Raw genomic sequence first — 15,619 nt, 5'->3', positions numbered from 1 at the left:
TTTCTAAGGCCTTTTGCATGTCCGATCCTCGTTACCAGGTCGACGTCAGCGTCGTCACCCGCTATCTGGCAGAACAATCGCAACCCGAGCAAGACCGCTTTGCCTTCGCCTACACCATCACCGTGCAAAACAATGGCCTGCTACCCGCCAGACTGCTTTCACGGCATTGGGTCATCACCGACGGTGACGGCCATGTCGAGGAGGTTCGCGGTGCGGGCGTCGTCGGCCAGCAGCCGTTGATCGAGGTGGGCAAGAGCCACACGTACAGCAGCGGCACCGTCATGACATCCAAGGTCGGCACGATGCAGGGCACCTACCAGATGCTCGCCGAAGACGGTAAGCACTTCGACGCCATCATCGCGCCGTTCCGTCTGGCGGTTCCCGGGGCGTTGCACTGATGGCGACGTATGCCGTCGGTGATGTGCAAGGTTGCCTTGAACCGCTCAAATACCTGCTCGAGCAAGTGGCCTTCGACCCTGCCCGAGATCGCCTGTGGCTGGTGGGTGATCTCGTCAACCGTGGCCCACAGTCGCTGGAAACCCTGCGCTTCCTCTATGGCATCCGCGAGTCGCTGGTATGCGTACTCGGCAACCATGACCTGCACTTGCTGGCCGTCGGGCAAAACATCGAGCGCCTGAAGAAAGCCGATACATTGCGTGAGATCCTCGAAGCACCCGATAGCGCGGACCTGCTGGAGTGGGTTCGCCAGCAAAAGCTCATGCACTACGATGAACAACGCGATATCGCCCTGGTCCATGCTGGTATCCCGCCGCAATGGTCGCTGCGCAAAGCCTTGAAGTGCGCCACCGAAGTCGAAGAAGCCCTGCACGATGACAACCGCTTCGCGCCTTACCTTGACGGCATGTACGGCAACGAGCCGGTGAAATGGAATAGCGACCTCAAAGGCGCCGCCCGCCTGCGAGTCATCACCAACTATTTCACCCGGATGCGTTTTTGCACCAGCGACGGCAAACTCGACCTCAAGGGCAAGGAAGGCATCGACACCGCACCGCCGGGCTATGCACCGTGGTTCGCGCACAAGGAGCGTAAAACCAAAGGCCTGAAGATCATCTTCGGCCATTGGGCGGCGCTCGAAGGCCAGTGCAACGAACCGGGGCTCTTTGCCCTCGACAGCGGTTGCGTCTGGGGTGGTGCCATGACCCTGATGAATGTCGACACCTTTGAGCGCCTGCAATGCAAATGCGACGCCCATGGCCACCTTCGACCGGCAGTCGCCACCTCTATTCCCGAACAAACGTCAGCCAGCGCCCCGCGCTAGACTGCGCTTTCAGCCGAGCCACAGGAGCCCGCCATGAGCGAATTCAAACGTATCCCCCCAGAACAGGCCCAGGCCCTGCGCGAACAAGGCGCGGTGGTGGTCGATGTCCGCGACCCGGCAACATTTGCCGCGCTGCACATCACCGGTTCGAAGCATCTGGACAACCATTCTCTGCATGCTTTCATCCAGGGCGCCGATCTGGATGCGCCAACGGTAGTGGTCTGCTATCACGGAAATTCCAGCCAGGGCGCAGCTGCTTATCTGATCAGCCAGGGCTTTTCCGACGTCTACAGCATGGACGGCGGTTTTGAGCTGTGGCGTACGACCTATCCTTCGGAAACGGCGCAAGGCACTTCCGAATAATTATTTTGTAATGCGCAAGCCCCGGCCCCCGTGGGCTCGCGCGATTACAGACGAACGGTCTGCCACAACTAATTACGTATCTTGCCTTTACCTCCCAAATTCCCAACTATCCTTAAGCGCAGGCCATCCAAAACAGGGGAGAGCCGGTACACCGGCGCACGGGTCATCGGGAGTAGCTTTCGGAGTAGTCAGCTCCGGAAGAGTTCTGGGGGGTAAACAGCAACTGCCTGTTCGGTTGCTGCCAGCATCGACTGAGTGATCCGGCGTCGGCTCCACGTATCGAGCGAGGTGACGTCATGAGTATCTTTAGCCACTTCCAACAACGCTTCGAGTCCACGCGCCAGGAAGAACTCTCGCTGCAAGAGTATCTTGAACTGTGCAAAAAGGACCGCAGCGCCTACGTTTCCGCGGCCGAGCGTCTATTGCTGGCCATCGGCGAACCGGAACTGCTCGACACCTCAACCAACTCGAGGCTGTCGCGCATCTTTTCCAACAAGGTGATCCGCCGCTATCCGGCCTTTGAAGACTTCCACGGGATGGAAGAATGCATCGACCAGATCGTGTCGTATTTCCGCCATGCCGCTCAGGGTCTGGAAGAAAAGAAACAGATCCTCTACCTGCTTGGCCCAGTCGGTGGCGGTAAGTCATCTTTGGCCGAAAAGCTCAAACAGCTGATCGAGAAAGTGCCCTTTTACGCAATCAAGGGCTCGCCGGTTTTCGAGTCGCCCCTGGGTCTGTTCAACGCCACTGAAGATGGCGCGATCCTCGAGGAAGACTTCGGCATTCCCCGGCGCTACCTCAACACCATCATGTCGCCATGGGCCACCAAGCGCCTGGCCGAATTCGGCGGCGACATCAGCCAGTTCCGCGTGGTGAAACTCTACCCGTCGATCCTCAACCAGATTGCAGTTGCGAAAACCGAGCCGGGCGATGAAAACAACCAGGACATCTCGGCACTGGTGGGCAAGGTCGATATTCGCAAACTGGAAGAGTTCCCGCAGAACGACGCCGATGCCTACAGCTATTCGGGCGCGCTGTGCCGGGCCAACCAGGGCCTGATGGAATTCGTCGAAATGTTCAAGGCACCGATCAAGGTGCTGCACCCATTGCTGACGGCCACTCAGGAAGGCAACTACAACAGCACCGAAGGCTTGGGGGCAATTCCGTTCACCGGGATTCTGCTGGCCCACTCCAACGAATCGGAATGGCACACTTTCCGGAACAACAAGAACAACGAAGCCTTCATCGACCGGATCTATATCGTCAAAGTGCCGTATTGCCTGCGCGTCAGCGACGAGGTGAAGATCTACGACAAGCTGCTGTTCAACAGCTCTCTGGCCAAGGCCCATTGCGCACCCGACACGCTGAAAATGCTCGCTCAGTTCACCGTGCTCTCGCGCCTTAAAGAGCCGGAAAACTCCAACATCTACTCCAAGATGCGCGTGTATGACGGCGAAAACCTCAAGGACACCGATCCGAAGGCCAAGTCGATCCAGGAATACCGCGATGCTGCAGGTGTCGACGAAGGCATGAACGGTCTGTCGACCCGCTTCGCCTTCAAGATCCTGTCGAAGGTCTTCAACTTCGATCCGCACGAAATCGCCGCCAACCCGGTGCATCTGCTCTACGTGCTGGAACAGCAGATCGAACAGGAACAATTCCAGGCCGAGACCCGCGAACGCTATCTGCGCTTCCTGAAAGAGTACCTGGCGCCGCGTTACATCGAGTTCATCGGCAAGGAGATCCAGACTGCCTATCTCGAGTCTTACAGCGAGTACGGCCAGAACATCTTCGATCGCTATGTGCTGTACGCCGACTTCTGGATTCAGGATCAGGAATACCGCGATCCGGAAACCGGCGAGATCCTCAACCGCGTAGCCCTGAACGAGGAACTGGAGAAAATCGAGAAACCGGCCGGCATCAGCAATCCGAAGGATTTCCGCAACGAAATCGTCAACTTCGTACTGCGCGCCCGTGCCAACAACAACGGCAAGAACCCAACCTGGCTCAGCTACGAAAAACTGCGGGTGGTCATCGAGAAGAAAATGTTCTCCAACACCGAGGACCTTCTGCCGGTCATCAGCTTCAACGCCAAGGCCAGCAAAGAGGACCAGCAGAAGCACAACGACTTCGTCACACGGATGGTCGAGCGGGGCTACACCGACAAACAGGTACGACTGCTGTCCGAGTGGTACTTGCGGGTCAGAAAATCACAGTAACCCGCTGCCGGTCAGACCGGTTGTCGTTAGCCAGAGGCCTGTGTACGCATTTTCTGTTACACAGACCTCTGGGAGGTGTTCGAAAGTCGGTAACGAGGTTCAGGCAGCATCCAGAAGCGCTTGGGGGAGCGTGAACATCCCTCGGCACAGGTCGATGCTGCATAACCGCTCGCCCCTTTCAGGACAGCTTCTAAGGAGCAGTCATGAGCTATGTGATCGACCGACGTCTCAATGGCAAGAACAAGAGCACGGTAAACCGTCAGCGGTTTCTGCGGCGCTACCGTGATCACATCAAAAAGGCCGTCGAAGAGGCGGTAGGCCGGCGTTCCATTACCGATATGGAACACGGCGAGCAAATCAGCATTCCCGGCCGCGACATCGACGAGCCGGTGCTTCACCATGGCCGGGGCGGCAAGCAGACCATCGTGCACCCGGGCAACAAGGAGTTCACCAGCGGCGAGCACATTGCCCGTCCGCCCGGAGGTGGCGGCGGCAGAGGCCCCGGTAAGGCCGGTAACTCGGGTGAAGGGATGGACGAGTTCGTCTTCCAGATCACCCAGGAAGAATTCCTCGAATTCATGTTCGAGGACCTTGAACTGCCTAACCTGGTCAAACGTCACCTGACCGGCACCGACACTTTCAAGACCGTACGCGCGGGCATCAGCAACGAGGGCAACCCGTCACGGATCAACATTATCCGTACGTTGCGTTCGGCCCATGCCCGGCGAATCGCCCTGTCCGGCAGCAGCCGGGCAAAACTGCGCGAAGTCAAAGAGGAGCTCGCCCGGCTTAGACGGGAGGAGCCGGACAACTTCGGCGACATCCAGGAACTCGAAGCGGAAATCGAGAAGCTCAGTGCGCGCATTCACCGAGTGCCATTTCTCGACACCTTTGACCTCAAGTACAACCTGTTGATCAAACAGCCGAACCCGAGCTCCAAAGCAGTGATGTTCTGCCTGATGGACGTGTCCGGCTCCATGACCCAGGCGACCAAGGACATCGCCAAGCGCTTCTTCATCCTGCTGTACCTGTTCCTCAAGCGGAACTACGACAAAATCGACGTCGTGTTCATCCGCCACCACACCAGTGCCCGCGAAGTGGATGAGGAGGAGTTTTTCTACTCCCGGGAAACCGGCGGTACCATCGTTTCCAGCGCCCTTAAACTGATGCAGGAGATCATGGCCGAGCGTTATCCGAGCAATGAGTGGAATATCTATGCCGCCCAGGCGTCCGACGGCGATAACTGGAACGACGACTCGCCGATCTGCCGCGACATTCTGATCAATCAGATCATGCCGTTCGTGCAGTACTACACTTATGTAGAGATTACCCCGCGCGAACACCAGGCCCTGTGGTTCGAGTACGAACGCATCGCCGAAGCCTTCTCTGACACTTTTGCCCAGCAGCAACTGGTCTCGGCCGGGGATATCTATCCGGTCTTCCGTGAACTCTTCCAGCGCAGGTTAGTGACATGACCGCCAAAGAGCAAAAGCGCCAACCCATTTCCACCGGCTCCGAATGGACGTTCGAGCTGATCCAGGCCTACGACCGCGAAATCAGTCGTCTCGCGGCCCGCTATGCGCTCGATACCTACCCCAACCAGATCGAAGTCATCACTGCCGAACAGATGATGGACGCCTACGCCTCTGTGGGCATGCCCCTGGGTTATCACCATTGGTCCTATGGCAAACACTTCCTAAGTACCGAAAAATCCTACAGCCGCGGCCAGATGGGGCTGGCCTACGAGATCGTGATCAACTCGGACCCTTGCATCGCCTATCTGATGGAAGAAAACACCATCTGCATGCAGGCCCTGGTGGTGGCTCACGCCTGCTATGGCCATAACAGCTTCTTCAAGGGCAATTACCTGTTCCGCACCTGGACCGACGCCAGCTCGATCATCGATTACCTGGTGTTCGCCAAGCAGTACATCATGCAGTGCGAAGAACGCCACGGTATCGACGCGGTAGAGGACTTGCTCGATTCCTGCCATGCGCTGATGAATTACGGGGTCGACCGTTACAAACGCCCTTATCCGATTTCCGCCGAAGAAGAACGCCGTCGGCAGAAGGATCGGGAAGAACATCTGCAAAAGCAGATCAACGATTTGTGGCGGACCATTCCAAAAGGCGCGGACAAATTCAGCGACAAGGACAACGCACGCTTCCCCGCCGAGCCTCAGGAAAACATCCTGTATTTCATCGAAAAACACGCCCCGCTGCTGGAGCCATGGCAACGTGAAATCGTGCGGATCGTGCGCAAGATCGCCCAGTATTTTTATCCACAGCGCCAGACACAGGTGATGAACGAAGGCTGGGCCACCTTCTGGCACTACACCTTGATGAACGACTTGTATGACGAAGGCCTGGTCACCGATGGCTTCATGATGGAGTTCCTGACGTCCCATACCAGCGTGGTGTTCCAGCCGGGCTTCGACAGTCCCTACTACAGCGGAATCAACCCCTACACCCTCGGTTTTGCCATGTATCGCGATATCCGGCGGATATGCGAACAGCCTACCGAAGAGGACTACCGCTGGTTCCCGGAAATCGCCGGCACAGACTGGCTGTCCAGCATCAAATTCGCCATGAGCAGCTTCAAGGACGAGAGCTTCATCCTGCAGTACCTGTCACCCAAGGTGATCCGCGACCTGAAGCTGTTCAGCATCCTCGATGACGACCAAAAGGATGATCTGCTGGTTCCGGCGATCCACGACGAAGAGGGCTATCGAACCATCCGCGAAACCCTGGCGGCGCAATACAACCTGGGCAATCGCGAACCCAACATCCAGATCTACAGCATCGACCGGCGCGGGGACCGCTCGCTGACCCTGCGTCACCAGCAGCACGACCGCAAGCCGCTCGGCGATTCCACCGAGGAAGTGCTCAAGCACCTGCATCGGCTCTGGGGCTTCGACATTCACCTGGAAACCCTGCAAGGGGATCAGGTGGTGAAAACCCACCATGTTCCACCCAGAAGCGAACACGGCGAGGGAGACTACGGCCGGCTAGACTTGGCTGTCATTCATCTTTGATCCTGTTTCGGCCTCCGGAAGTTCGACGCAAAGGTTATTCTGTCGGGCTAACGGAGGTTTTTTATGCAGATTTATAAAGTCGGTGGTGCGGTACGCGATCGCCTGCTGGGCAGGCCTGTCACCGATATCGACTGGGTCGTGGTAGGCGCCACCACCGAAGAAATGCTCGCCAAGGGCTTTCGCCCGGTGGGTGCGGATTTTCCGGTATTTCTTCACCCCAAAAGCGGTGAGGAATACGCCCTCGCCCGCACCGAACGCAAAAGCGGGCGCGGTTACGGCGGCTTCACCTTTCACGCCAGCCCCGAAGTCACGCTCGAAGAAGACCTGATTCGTCGTGACCTGACGATCAACGCCATGGCCGAAGACGATCAGCAGAACCTGACCGACCCCTACCATGGCCAGCGGGATCTCGAGGCTCGCCTGCTTCGTCACGTTTCCCCCGCGTTCGCCGAAGATCCGCTCCGCGTTCTGCGCGTTGCCCGCTTCGCCGCGCGTTATGCAGGACTGGGCTTCACCGTCGCCCCCGAGACACTGGCGCTGATGAGGCAACTAAGCGAATCGGGTGAACTGGAGGCACTGACCGCGGAACGCAGCTGGAAAGAAATCGCCCGTGCGCTGATGGAAGACCAACCCCAGGTGTTCATCCAGGTGCTGCGCGAGTGCGGTGCGCTCAAAGTGCTGATGCCGGAAGTCGATGCGCTGTTCGGTGTACCGCAACCCGAGGCCCATCACCCGGAAATCGACACAGGCGTGCATACCCTGAGCGTGCTGGAGCAAGCGGCACAGCACAAACAACCGCTGACCGTGCGCTGGGCCTGCCTGCTGCACGACTTGGGCAAAGGACTGACGCCCGAGGAGGAATGGCCCCGCCACATCGCCCACGAGCAAAAAGGCCTGAAGCTGATCAAAGCGGTCAACGAGCGCTTCAAGGCACCGAAGGATTGTCAGGAATTGGCACTGCTGGTGGGCGAGTATCACACCCATGGCCACCGGGCTCTGGAACTGAAACCGTCGACCTTGCTGGAGTTGCTGCAGAGTTTCGACGTCTATCGTCGACCTCAGCGCTTTGAGGAGTTTATTGCGGCGTGCGAGATGGACGCTCGAGGGCGCAAAGGCCTGGAGCAGCGAAGTTATCCACAGGCGGATTATTTGCGCGGTGCGGCGACTACAGCGCGAAGCGTGGCGGTTCAGCCGTTGCTGGAGAAGGGATTCAAGGGGCCGGAATTGGGCGAGGCGATCAAGCGCGAGCGGCTCAAGGCGCTGAAGGCCTACAAAGAAAAAGCATAAGCAAGGGCAAAAGATCGCAGCCTGCGGCAACTCCTACAGAGATCGGCGTAGAAGTTGCCGCAGGCTGCGATCTTTTGCTTTACAGCATATCGGAAGGGGTCAACTGCTCACCGCGCCACTCAAAAGCCACCGGCGCCAACACCTGATCGATCCGCGCCTCGCTCCACAAGGTCGCAAAGCTTTTGCCTACGCCCGGATGCACTCTGTCCGGCGCAATCAGCGACAACGGCCACAGCACGAAGGCATTTTTCAGAATCTCTGCCCTGGGCAAGATCAAGCCATCGAAGTTACCCACCAGGTCGCCGAACAGCAGCACGTCGATATCCAGCGGCAAGCCCTTGCGGTCCGGCGCGTAACGGCCGTTATCCGCTTCGATGAATTTCAGCCGTCGATCCAGCTCCATCAACGGTAGATCGGTATAGGCCGAGACCACAAAGTTGAAAAACGGCCCGCTCTTGATCCCCACCGGCTGGCTTTCGAACACCGCCGAGCAGCGCATATCCACCAGGAAACCCGCCAGGGCGTCCAGGCCAGCCTGCAAATGGGATTCGCGCTCGATGTTGCTACCGAGCCCGAGGTACACCTGAGTCAGCGACATCCGCGCTCGATCTCCACACCCACGCCCTTGGCCGCCGGAACGGCACCTGGCTTGGTCAGCTTGAGGTGCATCCAGGTGATCTTGAACTCACTCATCAGCACTTCTGTCAGACGCTCGGCAAACGTCTCGACCAGCTGGAACTGCGCCTGCTCGGCAAAAGCCTGGATGCGTGACGAAACGCTCGCGTAGTCGAGCGCCAGAGTCAGGTCATCACCAGCAGCGGCCGGACGATTGTCCCAGGCGAAGCTCAGATCAAGTCGCAGACACTGTCGGATGCCTCGTTCCCAGTCGTAGGCACCAATCACGGTGTCGACTTCCAGGCCCTCGATAAACACTCTGTCCAAGCACTTCTCTCCGCTGCACGACAAGGGCGCAATGCGCCGTTAGAATCAGGGCGTCCTCGCCCGGAATAGTTAGCATGTTTTGGTCACTGGCGATTTTCGCCTACCTGCTCGGCTCTCTGTCCTTCGCCATTTTGCTCAGCCGCCTGACCGGTAACCCCGATCCGCGAATGAGTGGCTCGGGCAATGCCGGTGCCACCAATATGTTTCGTCTGGCCGGCAAAAAACTCGCCATCCTGACCTTGCTCGGCGACCTCTGCAAAGGCCTGCTGCCAGTGCTGGTCGCAGGTGCAATGGGCCTTTCACTGCAGGAACAGGCCTGGATCGGCGTCTTCGCCGTCATCGGTCACCTGTTTCCACTGTACTTCCGCTTTCGCGGCGGCAAGGGTGTCGCCACCGCGGCCGGCATGCTGCTGGGGCTCTATCCACCCGCTGCGCTGCTGGCGGTCTGTGCCTGGCTGTTGACGTTCTACCTGACCCGCACCAGCTCACTCGCCGCCCTGATTGCCACACCCCTGACCCTGCCGCTGCTCGCCTGGCAAGAACCGGCGGCACTGCTGCCCATGAGCGCACTCACGGGGCTGATCGTCTGGCGTCATCGCGGCAATCTACGCGACCTGTTTGCCGGGCGCGAACGGCATTTTTAAATACCGCACGTGAGCGCCACTCATCACAGCGCCGACAACTGCTCCATCGGCCAGCGCGCCTGCACGCTGATTGCCAGGCTTTCGTGCTGACCGGCCCGCAAGCGCTGGCAGCCGGCAAACGCAATCATCGCACCGTTGTCGGTGCAGAACTCCGGACGGGCATAAAACACATCGCCCCTCATGTCGCCGAGCATTTTTTCCAGTGACGTACGCAACGCCTTGTTGGCGCTGACGCCACCAGCGATCACCAGACGCTTCATGCCGGCCTGTTTCAGGGCACGCTTGCACTTGATGGTCAAAGTCTCCACCACGGCCTGCTGGAACGCCAGCGAGATGTCGCAACGGGCTTGCTCGCCGTCGTCCCCGGCGCTGACGCATTGCTGCCAGGTGTTCAAGGCGAAGGTTTTCAAACCGCTGAAGCTAAACGCCAGGCCCGGACGATCACACATCGGACGCGGGAAGACGAAACGTCCGTCAACGCCTTGCGCCGCCAGACGAGCGATCTCCGGACCGCCCGGGTAATTGAGGCCCATCATTTTTGCAGTTTTATCGAACGCTTCGCCGGCGGCATCGTCGAGGGTCTCGCCCAAGAGCGTGTACTGACCGATCCCGTCGACCTGAACCAGCTGCGTATGACCGCCCGAGACCAACAAAGCGACGAACGGGAACTCCGGTGGCTGCGGCTCCAGCATCGGCGCCAGCAAGTGACCTTCCATGTGGTGCACGCCCAGGGCCGGGATACCCCAGGCAAAAGCCAGCGCCTGCGCGCAGGAAGCCCCTACCAGCAGGGCTCCGACCAGGCCGGGGCCGGCGGTATAAGCGATGGCGTCGATCTCGGTCGGCACGCAGTCGGCCTCCGCCAGCACCTGACGGATCAAGGGCAGCATGCGTTTGACGTGATCGCGCGAAGCCAGCTCCGGCACAACGCCGCCATAAGCGCGATGCAGGTCGATCTGACTGAACAGCGCATCGGCCAACAACCCGCGTTCACTGTCGTAAAGTGCGACACCGGTTTCGTCGCAAGAGGTTTCTAATCCCAGTACTAGCATGGGTTTGCGCCTTGTAGAGGCTGAATTCGAAGGCGCGCATAATAGTCGTCGCGTGATGCCCCGACCAGCGGTTTTCGATCAGAGGCTTTGCATTCCGAGCGATGAGGGGTTAACATCCGCAACCCTTAAAAACCGACGTCTTCAAGTGCTCTTTTGCCGCGAGGATGTTGACCCCGGTAATGAATGAAGGTAGCTCTGGATGCCAGCCGTCAAAGTTAAAGAGAACGAACCCTTCGACGTAGCTCTGCGTCGTTTCAAGCGCTCCTGCGAAAAAGCCGGTGTACTGGCTGAAGTTCGTAGCCGCGAATTTTACGAGAAGCCTACTTCTGAGCGTAAGCGCAAAGCAGCAGCCGCTGTTAAGCGTCACGCCAAGAAAGTACAGCGCGAACAGCGCCGCGCCGTTCGTCTGTACTAATACACAGACGATCGTAGCAAGCTTCTGCCAAGCCCGGCCCTCAGCCGGGCTAATGGCATTTGCGGACAACGCTTGATGCTTCACCGTCAAAGCCGCAGACGCGACCGAGACAAACCTGCTTCACAGCGTCAGACCTGGCTCTTTTGCCAGCGGTGCACGTCTTTTCTGACGAGCCTTTCAAGGCTACTGACGAGCACACCCACTGATTCCTCTCACGACGATCAGCCCAAGGCACCTTCTTGCGTGCCCGCTTATTGAGCTATCCGAGGCCATAGATTGGCCGTCGCCGGACTCAGCGAAACACTTTCGAATAGTCGAATGCTGATTGGTACTAACGTCAGTGGATTTTCGGCAGATACACTTCCCGACAGCGATTACGCAGACGACACCGGTCGAGCCGCACACCCTGCGCGCCTCAAACAACGACCTGCGTTCGGCCGCACTTCGTTTCGGGTCCATTTCAGCGCAGATGACGAGAACGCCATGGCCGGGCTAATTCCCCAGAGCTTCATTGACGACCTTCTGAACCGCACCGACATCGTCGATGTGGTCAGCTCGCGCCTGCAAATGAAAAAGGCCGGCAAGAACTACACTGCCTGCTGCCCGTTTCACAAAGAGAAAACCCCCTCCTTCAGCGTCAGCCCCGACAAACAGTTCTATTACTGCTTCGGTTGCGGCGCTGGCGGTAACGCCCTCGGCTTCATCATGGACCACGACAACCTGGACTTCCCCCAGGCAGTCGAAGAACTGGCCAAAGCCGCCGGCATGGAAATCCCCCGCGAAGAAAGCGGCCGACCGCACAAACCGCGGCAGCCCACCGATTCGCCGCTGTATCCGCTGCTCACCGCTGCCGCCGATTTTTACCGCCAGGCCCTGAAAAGCCATCCAGCGCGCAAAGCGGCCGTGGATTACTTGAAAGGTCGTGGATTGACCGGCGAAATTGCTCGGGATTTCGGCCTCGGATTCGCTCCGCCCGGCTGGGATAATCTGTTCAAGCATCTGAGCAGCGACACCCTGCAGCAAAAGGCCATGATCGATGCCGGCCTGCTGGTGGAGAACGCCGAAACCGGCAAGCGCTATGACCGCTTCCGCGATCGCGTGATGTTCCCGATCCGTGACAGTCGCGGGCGCATCATCGCCTTCGGCGGCCGGGTACTGGGCGACGACAAGCCGAAATACCTGAACTCACCGGAAACCCCGGTTTTCCATAAGGGCCAGGAACTCTATGGCCTTTACGAAGCGCGCAAGAACAACCGCAACCTCGACGAAATCATCGTCGTCGAAGGCTACATGGACGTCATCGCCCTCGCCCAGCAAGGCCTGCGCAATGCTGTGGCAACCCTGGGCACCGCCACCAGCGAAGAGCACTTGAAGCGACTGTTTCGCGTCGTACCCAACGTACTGTTCTGCTTCGACGGCGACCAGGCCGGCCGCAACGCTGCCTGGCGTGCACTGGAAGCGACGTTGCCGAGCCTGCAGGACGGACGGCGCGCACGCTTTCTATTCCTGCCCGAAGGCGAAGACCCGGACACGCTGGTCCGCTCCGAAGGCACTGACGCCTTCCGCGCGCGGATCAATCAGCACGCACAGCCATTGGCCGATTATTTTTTCCAACAGCTGACCGAGGAATCGGACCCGCGCTCGCTTGAAGGCAAGGCCCACATGGCTACCCTCGCCGCGCCACTGATCGACAAGGTTCCGGGCGCCAACCTACGCATTCTGATGCGCCAGCGCCTGACCGAAATTACCGGGCTCAGCGGCGAAGCCGTGAGTCAACTGGTGCTAAGCGCACCTCAGGAAGCACCACCGGCTTACGACCCAGGCATTGATTACGACGCCATGCCCGATTACAGCGACTACCATCAGCCGCAGGCACAAGAGATGTATGTGCCGCAGCAGGAGTGGACGCCGAAAAAACCCGGTGCGGGCGGCAAGAAATGGGACAAGAAACCGTGGGACAAGAACGGCAAACGTGGCGGCGATCGCGATCAACCACGCGCGCCACGAGTACCGGCTGCTGTAGAGCCACCCACCCTGGCCGCCTTGCGCACGTTGCTGCATCACCCGCAATTGGCCGAAAAAGTCGAGGATGCCGGGCACTTTGCGGCCGAAGACCACACTAACACGCAACTGCTGGTCGCCCTGCTCGAAGCCGTACAGAAGAATCCCAAGCTAAACTCATTTCAACTGATTGCGCGTTGGCACGGCACTGAACAGGGCCGACTGCTGAAAGCGCTGGCAGAAAAGGAATGGCTGATTGATGGAGATAACCTTGAACAACAGTTTTTCGACACCATTACTAGCTTGTCAGCCCGCCAACGCGAGCGAAATCTGGAACAACTTCTTCGAAAAGCGCGTCAAAGTGAGTTGAGTGCCGAAGAGAAAAATCAACTGCGCGACCTTTTAAGCCGCAATGTTTGCGCATCAAACCCGACCTCAACTGGCGCGTGAGGTCATAGCTCAGGTATAATCCTCGGCTTGTTTTTTGCCCGCCAAGACCTTCAGTGGATAGGGTGTTATGTCCGGAAAAGCGCAACAGCAGTCTCGTATCAAAGAGTTGATCACACTTGGTCGTGAGCAGGGCTACCTGACTTACGCGGAGGTCAACGACCACCTGCCGGAGGATATTTCAGATCCGGAACAGGTGGAAGACATCATCCGCATGATCAATGACATGGGGATCAACGTATTCGAGGTTGCGCCAGATAAGGATTCCCTTATGCTGGCCGACGCCGATACCGACGAAGCCGCGGCCGAAGAGGCAGCAGCAGCGTTGGCAGCGGTCGAGACCGACATTGGTCGCACCACCGACCCAGTGCGCATGTACATGCGTGAAATGGGTACGGTAGAGCTCCTCACACGTGAAGGCGAAATCGAAATCGCCAAGCGTATTGAAGAGGGCATCCGCGAAGTGATGGGCGCAATCGCGCACTTCCCTGGCACGGTTGACCATATTCTCTCCGAGTACACTCGCGTCACCACCGAAGGTGGCCGCCTGTCCGACGTCCTGAGCGGTTATATCGACCCGGACGACGGCATTGCGCCGCCTGCAGCCGAAGTGCCGCCGCCTGTCGACCCGAAAGCCGTGAAAGCGGACGACGACACCGACGACGATGACGCCGAAGCAAGCGATGACGAAGAAGAAGCCGAAAGCGGTCCGGATCCGGTCATCGCCGCACAGCGTTTTGGCGCTGTCGCCGATCAGATGGAAATCACCCGCAAGGCGCTGAAAAAGCACGGTCGCTACAACAAGGCTGCGATTGCCGAGCTGTTGGCCCTGGCTGAGCTGTTCATGCCGATCAAACTGGTGCCGAAGCAATTCGAAGGCCTGGTCGAGCGTGTTCGCAGTGCCCTGGATCGTCTGCGTCAGCAAGAGCGCGCGATCATGCAATTGTGCGTTCGTGATGCCCGCATGCCGCGTGCCGACTTCCTGCGCCAGTTCCCGGGCAATGAAGTCGACGAAAGCTGGAGCGATGCACTGGCCAAAGGCAAAAGCAAATACGCTGAAGCCATTGGTCGCCTGCAACCGGACATCATTCGTTGCCAGCAGAAGCTGACCGCGCTGGAAACCGAAACCGGTTTGACGATTGCCGAGATCAAGGACATCAACCGTCGCATGTCGATCGGTGAGGCCAAGGCCCGCCGCGCGAAGAAAGAGATGGTCGAAGCGAACTTGCGTCTGGTGATCTCCATCGCCAAGAAGTACACCAACCGTGGCCTGCAGTTCCTCGATCTGATCCAGGAAGGCAACATTGGCTTGATGAAAGCGGTAGACAAGTTCGAATACCGCCGTGGCTACAAATTCTCGACTTATGCCACCTGGTGGATCCGTCAGGCGATCACTCGCTCGATCGCCGACCAGGCCCGCACCATCCGTATTCCGGTGCACATGATCGAGACGATCAACAAGCTCAACCGTATTTCCCGGCAGATGTTGCAGGAAATGGGTCGCGAACCGACCCCGGAAGAGCTGGGCGAACGCATGGAAATGCCTGAGGACAAGATCCGCAAGGTACTGAAGATCGCTAAAGAGCCGATCTCCATGGAAACCCCGATCGGTGATGACGAAGACTCCCATCTGGGTGACTTCATCGAAGACTCGACCATGCAGTCGCCAATCGATGTCGCCACCGTTGAGAGCCTTAAAGAAGCGACTCGCGAAGTCCTGTCCGGCCTCACTGCCCGTGAAGCCAAGGTTTTGCGCATGCGTTTCGGTATCGACATGAATACCGACCACACCCTCGAGGAGGTTGGTAAGCAGTTCGACGTGACCCGTGAACGGATTCGTCAGATCGAAGCCAAGGCGCTGCGCAAGCTGCGCCACCCGACGAGAAGCGAGCATTTGCGCTCCTTCCTCGACGAGTGATCACAGAACCCCCGGCCCAGG

General features: G+C 58.6%; 14 protein-coding genes. 11 read left to right on the top strand and 3 right to left on the bottom strand.

Going from position 1 to position 15,619, the window contains the following annotated elements:
• The first annotated feature begins 17 nt into the window (after nt 1-17).
• From apaG to AC1DIS_RS17270, 7 genes are all read left to right on the top strand, one after another.
• Entirely contained in the window at nt 18-398 is a 381-nt protein-coding gene (apaG, locus tag AC1DIS_RS17300) for a Co2+/Mg2+ efflux protein ApaG (RefSeq protein WP_018928850.1), read from the top strand.
• Nucleotides 398-1,279, top strand: a complete 882-nt coding sequence (locus tag AC1DIS_RS17295; RefSeq protein WP_477748753.1) for a symmetrical bis(5'-nucleosyl)-tetraphosphatase — start codon at nt 398-400, stop codon at nt 1,277-1,279. Before apaG ends, AC1DIS_RS17295 begins: the two co-directional genes overlap by 1 nt.
• Before the next feature lie 33 nt (nt 1,280-1,312).
• A complete protein-coding gene (gene glpE, locus AC1DIS_RS17290) occupies nt 1,313-1,642 on the top strand; it encodes a thiosulfate sulfurtransferase GlpE (RefSeq protein WP_018928848.1) in 330 nt (109 codons plus the stop codon).
• Nucleotides 1,643-1,938: 296 nt separating this feature from the next.
• Complete coding sequence (locus tag AC1DIS_RS17285) at nt 1,939-3,861, top strand: PrkA family serine protein kinase (protein ID WP_007904259.1); 1,923 nt, start codon at nt 1,939-1,941, stop codon at nt 3,859-3,861.
• A gap of 203 nt (nt 3,862-4,064) precedes the next feature.
• Nucleotides 4,065-5,336 carry a YeaH/YhbH family protein gene (locus AC1DIS_RS17280; protein WP_018928847.1) on the top strand — a complete coding sequence of 424 codons (1,272 nt, stop codon included), beginning with the start codon at nt 4,065-4,067 and terminating at the stop codon, nt 5,334-5,336.
• Entirely contained in the window at nt 5,333-6,895 is a 1,563-nt protein-coding gene (locus AC1DIS_RS17275; RefSeq protein WP_018928846.1) for a SpoVR family protein, read from the top strand. Before AC1DIS_RS17280 ends, AC1DIS_RS17275 begins: the two co-directional genes overlap by 4 nt.
• A gap of 63 nt (nt 6,896-6,958) precedes the next feature.
• Nucleotides 6,959-8,182, top strand: a complete 1,224-nt coding sequence (locus tag AC1DIS_RS17270; RefSeq protein ID WP_086944453.1) for a multifunctional CCA addition/repair protein — start codon at nt 6,959-6,961, stop codon at nt 8,180-8,182.
• Nucleotides 8,183-8,261: 79 nt separating this feature from the next.
• On the opposite strand, the gene folK is transcribed toward AC1DIS_RS17270, so the two are convergent.
• On the bottom strand, nt 8,262-8,780 hold the full coding sequence (folK, locus tag AC1DIS_RS17265) for a 2-amino-4-hydroxy-6-hydroxymethyldihydropteridine diphosphokinase (RefSeq protein ID WP_477748475.1): 519 nt from the start codon (nt 8,778-8,780) through the stop codon (nt 8,262-8,264).
• Entirely contained in the window at nt 8,771-9,124 is a 354-nt protein-coding gene (folB, locus tag AC1DIS_RS17260) for a dihydroneopterin aldolase (RefSeq protein ID WP_018928843.1), read from the bottom strand. The genes folK and folB overlap by 10 nt, the downstream gene beginning before the upstream one ends.
• Before the next feature lie 74 nt (nt 9,125-9,198).
• Here folB and plsY point away from each other — a divergent pair, with 74 nt between their 5' ends.
• Nucleotides 9,199-9,768, top strand: a complete 570-nt coding sequence (gene plsY / locus AC1DIS_RS17255) for a glycerol-3-phosphate 1-O-acyltransferase PlsY (RefSeq protein ID WP_018928842.1) — start codon at nt 9,199-9,201, stop codon at nt 9,766-9,768.
• Nucleotides 9,769-9,791: 23 nt separating this feature from the next.
• On the opposite strand, the gene tsaD is transcribed toward plsY, so the two are convergent.
• Complete coding sequence (gene tsaD / locus AC1DIS_RS17250) at nt 9,792-10,817, bottom strand: tRNA (adenosine(37)-N6)-threonylcarbamoyltransferase complex transferase subunit TsaD (RefSeq protein WP_018928841.1); 1,026 nt, start codon at nt 10,815-10,817, stop codon at nt 9,792-9,794.
• A 199-nt stretch (nt 10,818-11,016) separates the two neighbouring features.
• On the opposite strand from tsaD, the gene rpsU reads away from it, so the two are divergent.
• The 3 genes from rpsU (at nt 11,017) to rpoD (ending at nt 15,598) form a co-directional block, all read left to right on the top strand.
• Nucleotides 11,017-11,232, top strand: a complete 216-nt coding sequence (gene rpsU, locus AC1DIS_RS17245) for a 30S ribosomal protein S21 (protein WP_002551877.1) — start codon at nt 11,017-11,019, stop codon at nt 11,230-11,232.
• Between the two features lie 483 nt (nt 11,233-11,715).
• Entirely contained in the window at nt 11,716-13,683 is a 1,968-nt protein-coding gene (dnaG, locus tag AC1DIS_RS17240; protein ID WP_258612748.1) for a DNA primase, read from the top strand.
• Nucleotides 13,684-13,750: 67 nt separating this feature from the next.
• On the top strand, nt 13,751-15,598 hold the full coding sequence (rpoD, locus tag AC1DIS_RS17235; protein WP_007936542.1) for an RNA polymerase sigma factor RpoD: 1,848 nt from the start codon (nt 13,751-13,753) through the stop codon (nt 15,596-15,598).
• Nucleotides 15,599-15,619 lie beyond the last annotated feature (21 nt).

The sequence above is a fragment of the Pseudomonas sp. 05N433 genome (genome assembly GCF_056396925.1).
The sequence above is the reverse complement of the archived record's forward strand: the minus strand, read 5'-3'. Positions and strand labels throughout refer to the sequence as shown.

What these genes read in the sequence shown, in the direction of transcription:
- apaG (WP_018928850.1), top strand. Translation starts at nt 18, where the DNA reads ATGTCCGATCCTCGTTACCAGGTCGACGTCAGCGTCGTCACCCGCTAT.
- AC1DIS_RS17295 (WP_477748753.1), top strand. Translation starts at nt 398, where the DNA reads ATGGCGACGTATGCCGTCGGTGATGTGCAAGGTTGCCTTGAACCGCTC.
- glpE (WP_018928848.1), top strand. Translation starts at nt 1,313, where the DNA reads ATGAGCGAATTCAAACGTATCCCCCCAGAACAGGCCCAGGCCCTGCGC.
- AC1DIS_RS17285 (WP_007904259.1), top strand. Translation starts at nt 1,939, where the DNA reads ATGAGTATCTTTAGCCACTTCCAACAACGCTTCGAGTCCACGCGCCAG.
- AC1DIS_RS17280 (WP_018928847.1), top strand. Translation starts at nt 4,065, where the DNA reads ATGAGCTATGTGATCGACCGACGTCTCAATGGCAAGAACAAGAGCACG.
- AC1DIS_RS17275 (WP_018928846.1), top strand. Translation starts at nt 5,333, where the DNA reads ATGACCGCCAAAGAGCAAAAGCGCCAACCCATTTCCACCGGCTCCGAA.
- AC1DIS_RS17270 (WP_086944453.1), top strand. Translation starts at nt 6,959, where the DNA reads ATGCAGATTTATAAAGTCGGTGGTGCGGTACGCGATCGCCTGCTGGGC.
- folK (WP_477748475.1), bottom strand. Translation starts at nt 8,780, where the DNA reads ATGTCGCTGACTCAGGTGTACCTCGGGCTCGGTAGCAACATCGAGCGC.
- plsY (WP_018928842.1), top strand. Translation starts at nt 9,199, where the DNA reads ATGTTTTGGTCACTGGCGATTTTCGCCTACCTGCTCGGCTCTCTGTCC.
- tsaD (WP_018928841.1), bottom strand. Translation starts at nt 10,817, where the DNA reads ATGCTAGTACTGGGATTAGAAACCTCTTGCGACGAAACCGGTGTCGCA.
- rpsU (WP_002551877.1), top strand. Translation starts at nt 11,017, where the DNA reads ATGCCAGCCGTCAAAGTTAAAGAGAACGAACCCTTCGACGTAGCTCTG.
- dnaG (WP_258612748.1), top strand. Translation starts at nt 11,716, where the DNA reads ATGGCCGGGCTAATTCCCCAGAGCTTCATTGACGACCTTCTGAACCGC.
- rpoD (WP_007936542.1), top strand. Translation starts at nt 13,751, where the DNA reads ATGTCCGGAAAAGCGCAACAGCAGTCTCGTATCAAAGAGTTGATCACA.